The sequence below is a fragment of the Ensifer sp. Root423 genome (assembly GCF_001426275.1).
Classification (GTDB): domain Bacteria; phylum Pseudomonadota; class Alphaproteobacteria; order Rhizobiales; family Rhizobiaceae; genus Ensifer; species Ensifer adhaerens.
Map to the genome: position 1 here is coordinate 150,736 of NZ_LMEG01000008.1, position 6,680 is coordinate 157,415.

Annotated in this window: 6 protein-coding genes and 2 pseudogenes; 5 read left to right on the forward strand and 3 right to left on the reverse strand. The window is 60.6% G+C overall.

What is annotated here, in order from left to right; genetic code table 11:
- Positions 1–58: 58 nt before the first annotated feature.
- The 3 genes from ASD01_RS10765 to ASD01_RS10775 form a co-directional block, all read right to left on the reverse strand.
- Positions 59–1,060, reverse strand: coding sequence for an ABC transporter substrate-binding protein (locus ASD01_RS10765; protein ID WP_060519180.1), 1,002 nt, complete (start codon positions 1,058–1,060; stop codon positions 59–61).
- A gap of 65 nt (positions 1,061–1,125) precedes the next feature.
- Positions 1,126–1,926 carry a pyrroline-5-carboxylate reductase family protein gene (locus ASD01_RS10770; protein ID WP_060519182.1) on the reverse strand — a complete coding sequence of 267 codons (801 nt, stop codon included), beginning with the start codon at positions 1,924–1,926 and terminating at the stop codon, positions 1,126–1,128.
- A gap of 7 nt (positions 1,927–1,933) precedes the next feature.
- Positions 1,934–2,563 (reverse strand): TetR/AcrR family transcriptional regulator, encoded by a 630-nt coding sequence (locus tag ASD01_RS10775; RefSeq protein ID WP_034799984.1) that lies wholly within the window; start codon positions 2,561–2,563, stop codon positions 1,934–1,936.
- Between the two features lie 147 nt (positions 2,564–2,710).
- Here ASD01_RS10775 and ASD01_RS10780 point away from each other — a divergent pair, with 147 nt between their 5' ends.
- From ASD01_RS10780 to ASD01_RS10795, 5 genes and pseudogenes are all read left to right on the forward strand, one after another.
- On the forward strand, positions 2,711–4,747 hold the full coding sequence (locus tag ASD01_RS10780) for an NADH:flavin oxidoreductase (RefSeq protein WP_060582030.1): 2,037 nt from the start codon (positions 2,711–2,713) through the stop codon (positions 4,745–4,747).
- A 2-nt stretch (positions 4,748–4,749) separates the two neighbouring features.
- The gene (locus ASD01_RS10785) at positions 4,750–5,355 is read left to right on the forward strand and encodes a dimethylsulfonioproprionate lyase family protein (protein ID WP_060607854.1); all 606 of its coding nucleotides are present in this window, start codon (positions 4,750–4,752) and stop codon (positions 5,353–5,355) included.
- Between the two features lie 45 nt (positions 5,356–5,400).
- Positions 5,401–5,639 (forward strand): electron transfer flavoprotein subunit beta/FixA family protein (locus ASD01_RS37550; RefSeq protein ID WP_446718212.1); only part of this gene is annotated, 239 nt, incomplete at its 3' end.
- Position 5,640: 1 nt separating this feature from the next.
- Positions 5,641–6,232: pseudogene (locus ASD01_RS10790) on the forward strand (electron transfer flavoprotein subunit beta/FixA family protein); the annotation flags it as partial.
- Position 6,233: 1 nt separating this feature from the next.
- A pseudogene (locus tag ASD01_RS10795) lies at positions 6,234–6,588 on the forward strand (electron transfer flavoprotein subunit beta/FixA family protein); the annotation flags it as partial.
- Positions 6,589–6,680: the final 92 nt, after the last annotated feature.

The following is a 6,680-nucleotide window of genomic DNA, read 5'->3' on the forward strand; positions in this document are numbered from 1 at the left end:
CGGCGAGAACGGTGCGATATGCTGAAGGCACACCGCACCGGGTTTTCGGCCGTGCTGACTACAGCGCAGCCTCGATCTTGGCGGCGGCCTCTGGGGAGACCCACTTCTTCCAGATATCCGGGTTTTCTTCGAGGAAGTGCTTTGCACCTTCCTCGCCGCTCGCCTGGTTGTCGGTCATCCAGGCCATCAACTTGGCGATTGTCTCGTTGCTCCAGGAGCGCTTGTTGAGGTACTCCATGACCTCGGGGCCAGCTTTTTCGGAAAAGGGCTTGGCGACAAGTGTCACGATCGTATCGACCGGCCAGGCGCTCGGCTTCGGGTCAGTGCATTCGGCAACCGTAATGCAACGCTTCCACTCGGCTGCGTCATAGGGGACGCCTGCCTCAAGCTGCACCATCTCGTATTTGCCAAGCAGGGCGGTCGGTGCCCAGTAATAGCCAACCCAGCCTTCCTTGCGCTCATAGGCCTTGGCAATCGAGCCGTCGAGGCCTGCTGCCGAGCCGGTGTCGACCAGCGTCCAGCCGGCCTTCTCTGCTTCGAAGGCCTTGTAGAGCTGTGCGGTCACGACCGTTCCACCCCAGCCCTGTGGACCATTGAAGATCGCGCCCTTGCTCGGGTCTTCAGGGTCCTTGATGAGGTCGGGATGCTTCAGGAGATCGGGAATACTCTTGATGTCTGGATGGGCATCGGCGAAATACTTCGGGATCCACCAGCCCTGAACGCCGCCATCGGGCAGCGGAGACCCGACCTTTACGATACGGCCTTCTTCGGTTCCCTTCTTGACCACGTCGGGAAGCAGATCGATCCAGGCCTCGGGCGCGATATCCGGCTCGCCTTTTTCCGCCATGGAGGTGATCGTCGGTACGGTATCGCCGATGGTGATTTCGGCGCTGCAGCCGTAACCTTCATTGAGGATGATCTTGTCGAGATTGGAAATGACCTCGGCACTTTGCCAGTTCATGCTGGCGATGGTGACGCTGCCGCAGTCTGCCGCGCTGGCGAGCGACGAACCGGCGACGGTCCCAAGGAACAGGCATGTCGATGCTAGCAAGCTTTTCATTATCGTTCCCTCTTTTGGCTGCTTTTCTTCTGAGGCGGGGCGCCGCGGACCCCGTCTCAACGACGCTAGGAGGCTTCTCCCATGCGAACCGATTTCCTGAACGCAGCCCTCAATCCGCGTGAGACGGCGGTATCGAATCCGGCCGCGCGCATCTCCTCGATCGCGGCCGCGGTGGTGCCGCGATAGTCGAGGAAGGTCTGGACAATGTCGGTCGGACAGTCGTCACGCTGCTCAAGCAGCCGACCGGCACCCGTGATAAGGGTATTGACGGCACGCTTGGCGATCTCGGGAGCCAGTCCTTGCGAGACGGCGTCTGCCATCATCGCTTCGGCGAGCAGCGCCGGAAAGGCAGGCCCGGATCCGGTGAGGCCGGTCAGATAGTCGATTTCCGCTTCTGAATGCACTTCATCCTGAGAACCGCAAGCATCGAAGATCGCCCTTATGATGTCTCGATCGTCGTTCTGCAGCCCGGCGGCTGCGACCCACGGCGTGTAGGACTTGCGGACTTCGGCCGCCGCATTTGGCAGGGTTCGGACCACGCGGTCCGTCCGATGATGCTCAACAAGGGCGCTGAGGCGGATGCCCGCCATGACGGAGATGACAAGCTTGCCCTCGGCAACAACGTTCAGGCTGAGCCAGTCAGCCGGACGGACGGAGAGAACGATGACGTCCGAGCGGTCGGCAAGTGCCTGATTGTCCGATGTCCAGAAGGAGCGGTTGAAACGGTCGGGGCGCTCGCTGCGATAGGAGAGCGACAGGTTCTGAGGCTCGACGATGCCGGCGTCGAGAATGGCGTCGGCGATTGCTCCGCCCAGCCATCCCGCACCACCAATTACGCCAACCCTCAAAGGCCCGCCCGTTTCCATGCTTCTCTCACTCTGGTTTGTAGCCATGCCGGGCGAAGAAGCGATCGAGCTCCCTCTGCTGTGGTGTTTGTCCGGTGTAAATCGCGATGTATTCCGGAATGCGCTTCATGCGGAGCGCAAGATCCTCCTTGGACTGCATCGAGATGTATCCAATCTGGACCAGGTAGGTCGTTCGTGCGCGAACGTCCGCCGGTCCCGCGTCATATCCGAACCGCATGAACATGCGGCCCAGCGCCTCCATTCTCGCCTGATCGGCCTCATGGACTTCGGCCTGTATCTCGGGCGATTGCAGCGCCCAGCTGCGAACGGCGAACTCGAACTGGGAGTCGAACAGTTCCTTGTTCACCCAGCAGTCGAAAACGTTCAGCATCGCCTCGGCCAAGGACTCCGCATAGGCTTCGGACTGTTTGACCAGATTGCCGGTATTCTTCTCCCTCCAGCGCGCGACGAGGGCACTCAGCAGTTCCTCCCGGTCCTTGAAGAACCAATAGAAGCTGGTCCGGGAAAGATTGAGCCGTTTGGCCAACGGCAGGATCTTCACCGAGTCCACGCCCGACTCGAGCAGGGAGTCATAGGCGGCCTCGAGCCATCCCTCCTGAGAACCGCGCCAGCCAGTGTCAGTCATCGCCTGTTCCATGATTGCCTCCTAACAAATCCAAACGGCCGTTTCAAGCAAAATGTACATATGTGTCGAATATCTGAACCACGGTGTTTTTGATTATTGACACCTATGTACATTTCCGCTTACCGTTGCGATAAATTCCCATAAACCGGAGCCCGTCGCATGTCGAACGATCCCCTGCTTCAGCCGTTTCAGTTGAAGCATTTGACCCTGCGCAACCGCATCATTGTTACGTCTCACGAGCCTGCCTATCCCGAAGACGGCATGCCGAAGGACCGCTACCGTGCCTATACCGTTGAGCGGGCCAAGGGCGGGGTGGCGCTGACGATGACCGCCGGCTCGGCGGCAGTGTCCAAGGACAGCCCTCCGGTCTTCAACAACCTGCTCGCATACAAGGACGAGATCGTGCCTTGGATCCGGCAAATGACCGACGCCGTGCATGAAGAGGGGGCTGCGATCATGATCCAGCTCACGCACCTCGGCAGGCGTACCCGCTGGGACAAGGGCGATTGGCTCCCGGTCGTTGCACCCTCACATCATCGCGAGGCAGCGCACCGAGCCTTTCCCAAGAAGCTCGAAGACTGGGACATCGAGCGCATTATCAAGGACTTTGCGGACGCCGCCGAACGGATGAAGGCGGGCGGTATGGATGGTGTCGAGCTGGAAGCCTACGGGCATCTTATTGACCAGTTCACCTCGCCGCTCACCAACGAACTCGACGGTCCTTATGGAGGTTCGCTCGATAACCGCCTGCGCTTTTGTTTCGACGTCTTCAGGGCCATGCGCGAAAGGGTCGGTAACGACTTTATCCTTGGCGTTCGCTATACGGCAGACGAATGTCTTCCCGGCGGGACAGGAAAGGCCGAAGGCCTGGAGATTTCCCGTCGTCTCAAGGAAAGCGGCCTCATCGATTATCTGAATGTCATCCGCGGTCATATCGATACGGATCCGGGCCTCACAGATGTCATCCCGATTCAGGGGATGGCGAGCGCACCACATCTGGATTTTGCCGGCGATGTGCGCGCGGCAACCAAATTTCCAACCTTCCATGCCGCCAAGATCCAGGACGTGGCGACGGCCCGTCATGCAATCGCTGCCGGCAAGGTCGACATGATCGGTATGACCCGCGCCCACATGACCGACCCGCATATCGTGCGGAAGATCATGGAAAAGCGCGAGGATGATATTCGCCCCTGCGTCGGCGCCAACTACTGTCTCGACCGCATCTATCAAGGTGGCATGGCTTTCTGCATTCACAATGCGGCGACCGGTCGCGAAGAAACGATGCCGCATCGGATCCCGAAGGCTGCCGTTCGCAAGAAGGTCGTCATCGTCGGTGCCGGTCCGGCCGGCCTTGAGGCTGCTCGCGTCTCGGCGGAACGGGGTCATGAGGTCGTTGTTTTGGAGGCCGCGAACAATCCGGGCGGTCAAATCCGCCTGACGGCCCAGAGCGAGCGCCGGCGGGAAATGATCGGCATTATCGACTGGCGCATGAGCCAGTGCGAAAAGCTCGGCGTCACCTTCCGGTTCAATACCTGGGCCGAGGCTGAGACGGTACTCACCGAAAAGCCCGATGTCGTCATTATCGCTACCGGTGGATTGCCGCACACAGAGGTGCTGTCGAAGGGCAACGAACTCGTCGTTTCCTCCTGGGACATCATCTCCGGTGATGTGAAGCCTGGAACCAACGTGCTCATCTTCGACGACGCCGGCGACCATGCGGGCCTCCAGGCTGCCGAGTTCCTCGCCAAGGCCGGTGCCAAGGTGGAAATCATGACACCGGACCGCTCCTTCGCGCCCGAAGTCATGGCGATGAACCTCGTTCCTTACATGCGCTCGCTGCAGAAACTCGACGTCACCTTCACAGTCACGTACCGGCTGGAGTCGGTTGAAAAGAGTGGCAACCAGATCATCGCCCATGTTGGCAGTGACTATGGCGGCGTTGCCAAGCAGCAGACCTTCGACCAGATCGTCGTCAACCACGGAACCATCCCGCTGGACGACCTCTATTTCGAATTGAAGCCTGACTCGCGGAACCTTGGCGAAGTCTCCTACGACGAGCTTATTGCCGGCACACCGCAGTCCGTCGAACGCAACCCGGAGGGCGCCTATCAACTCTTCCGGATCGGCGATGCCGTTGCGGCCCGCAATACACATGCGGCCATCTACGATGCGCTGCGTCTTGCCAAGGACATCTGAGAATGGCGCGGTTTGACGCCTTGCAAGCGTTTCTGGACGCGGCCTTTGTCGCGTTCAACCAGTTTTCACAGGATCTGAGGGCGCGCCAGTCACTCATGCAGATTTTTGCCCAGCTTGAAGCGCCGCAACCGCAACGTCTGGACATCGGCAAGCGCCTCCCGGTCTGCAGCCAACATCTCGACAGTGTGCTGGCTGCAGAAACCGGCCGATCGTCCCTGGATACGCTAATCAGACGCTTCTCGGACCTTGAACCGATGCTCGAATGGAAGTGGCGCTCGGTCTACGACCATACGGCCAGCGAAAATTTCTTGGTGAGCCACGCCAATGCGATGATCGCCGGACCGGGCGGCCTGGAGGACCGGAGGGACCTCTGGCTCGGCGCGACGCTGATGGCGCCGTATGTGCGTTATCCCGACCACGACCACGCCCCGGAAGAGACGTACCTCGTCCTGTCGGAAGGCGAGTTTCAGCATGGCGATTCCGAATGGTTCTCACCCGGGATCGGAGGTTCCTTCTACAATCCGCCTGGCGTCAGACACGCCATGCGGTCGGGTGAAAAACCGCTGTTTGCATTCTGGGCATTGTTGCCTGATCGACCGAGGCACTGACGAAAGGGCGTTCGGCCGAGACCGAGCGCGGGAGAAAGGTTTGCCATGAAAATACTTGTGACGGTGAAACGGGTCGTTGACTACAACGTCAAGATCCGGGTGAAGGCAGACGGTTCGGGCGTCGAACTTGCGAACGTGAAGATGTCGATGAACCCGTTCGACGAAATCTCGGTCGAAGAGGCGCTCAGGCTGAAGGAAGCCGGCAAGGCTGAGGAAGTCGTCGTCGTTTCCGTTGGTCCGGCCAAGGCCGAAGAGACGCTGCGCACGGCGCTCGCCATGGGGGCNCAGGCTGAAGGAAGCCGGCAAGGCTGAGGAAGTCGTCGTCGTTTCCGTTGGTCCGGCCAAGGCCGAAGAGACGCTGCGCACSGCGCTCGCCATGGGGGCGGACCGCGCCATCCTGGTTGAGACCGAAGACCAGGTCGAGCCGCTCGCTGTCGCCAAGATCGTCAAGGGCGTGGCCGAGGCTGAACAGCCGGGCCTGATCATCGTCGGCAAGCAGGCAATCGACGACGATTCGAACCAGACCGGCCAGATGCTGTCGGCCCTGCTCGGCTGGGCGCAAGGGACCTTTGCCTCCAAGGTCGAGATCGGCGATGGCAAGGCAACCGTGACGCGCGAAGTCGACGGCGGTCTGCAGACGATCGACATCAAGCTGCCGGCCGTCGTCACCACCGACCTGCGTTTGAACGAGCCGCGCTACGCCTCGCTGCCGAACATCATGAAGGCGAAGAAGAAGCCGCTCGACAAGAAGTCGCCGGCCGACTTCGGCGTCGACACCGCTGCCCGCCTCAAGGTGCTGAAGACCGAGGAGCCGTCGGGCCGCAAGGCCGGYATCAAGGTCAAGTCGGTCGCCGAGCTCGTCGAAAAGCTCAAAACCNCGCCCTGCTCGGCTGGGCGCAAGGGACCTTTGCCTCCAAGGTCGAGATCGGCGATGGCAAGGCAACCGTGACGCGCGAAGTCGACGGCGGTCTGCAGACCATCGACATCAAGCTGCCGGCCGTCGTCACCACCGACCTGCGCCTGAACGAGCCGCGCTACGCCTCGCTGCCGAACATCATGAAGGCGAAGAAGAAGCCGCTCGACAAGAAGTCGCCGGCCGACTTCGGCGTCGACACCGCTGCCCGCCTCAAGGTGCTGAAGACCGAGGAGCCGTCGGGCCGCAAGGCCGGTATCAAGGTCAAGTCGGTCGCCGAGCTCGTCGAAAAGCTTAAAGTCGAAGCCGGCGTTCTCTGATTTAAGGAAGGGAGATTTTATCATGGCCATTCTTCTTCTGGCTGACCACGACAGCAACCACCTTTCCGACCAGACCGCCAAGGCGCTGAGCG

Bases quoted from the DNA above. Each gene is read 5' to 3' on its own strand.
- ASD01_RS10780 (WP_060582030.1), top strand. From the start codon at position 2,711: ATGTCGAACGATCCCCTGCTTCAGCCGTTTCAGTTGAAGCATTTGACC.
- ASD01_RS10770 (WP_060519182.1), bottom strand. From the start codon at position 1,926: ATGGAAACGGGCGGGCCTTTGAGGGTTGGCGTAATTGGTGGTGCGGGA.
- ASD01_RS10785 (WP_060607854.1), top strand. From the start codon at position 4,750: ATGGCGCGGTTTGACGCCTTGCAAGCGTTTCTGGACGCGGCCTTTGTC.
- ASD01_RS10775 (WP_034799984.1), bottom strand. From the start codon at position 2,563: ATGGAACAGGCGATGACTGACACTGGCTGGCGCGGTTCTCAGGAGGGA.
- ASD01_RS10765 (WP_060519180.1), bottom strand. From the start codon at position 1,060: ATGAAAAGCTTGCTAGCATCGACATGCCTGTTCCTTGGGACCGTCGCC.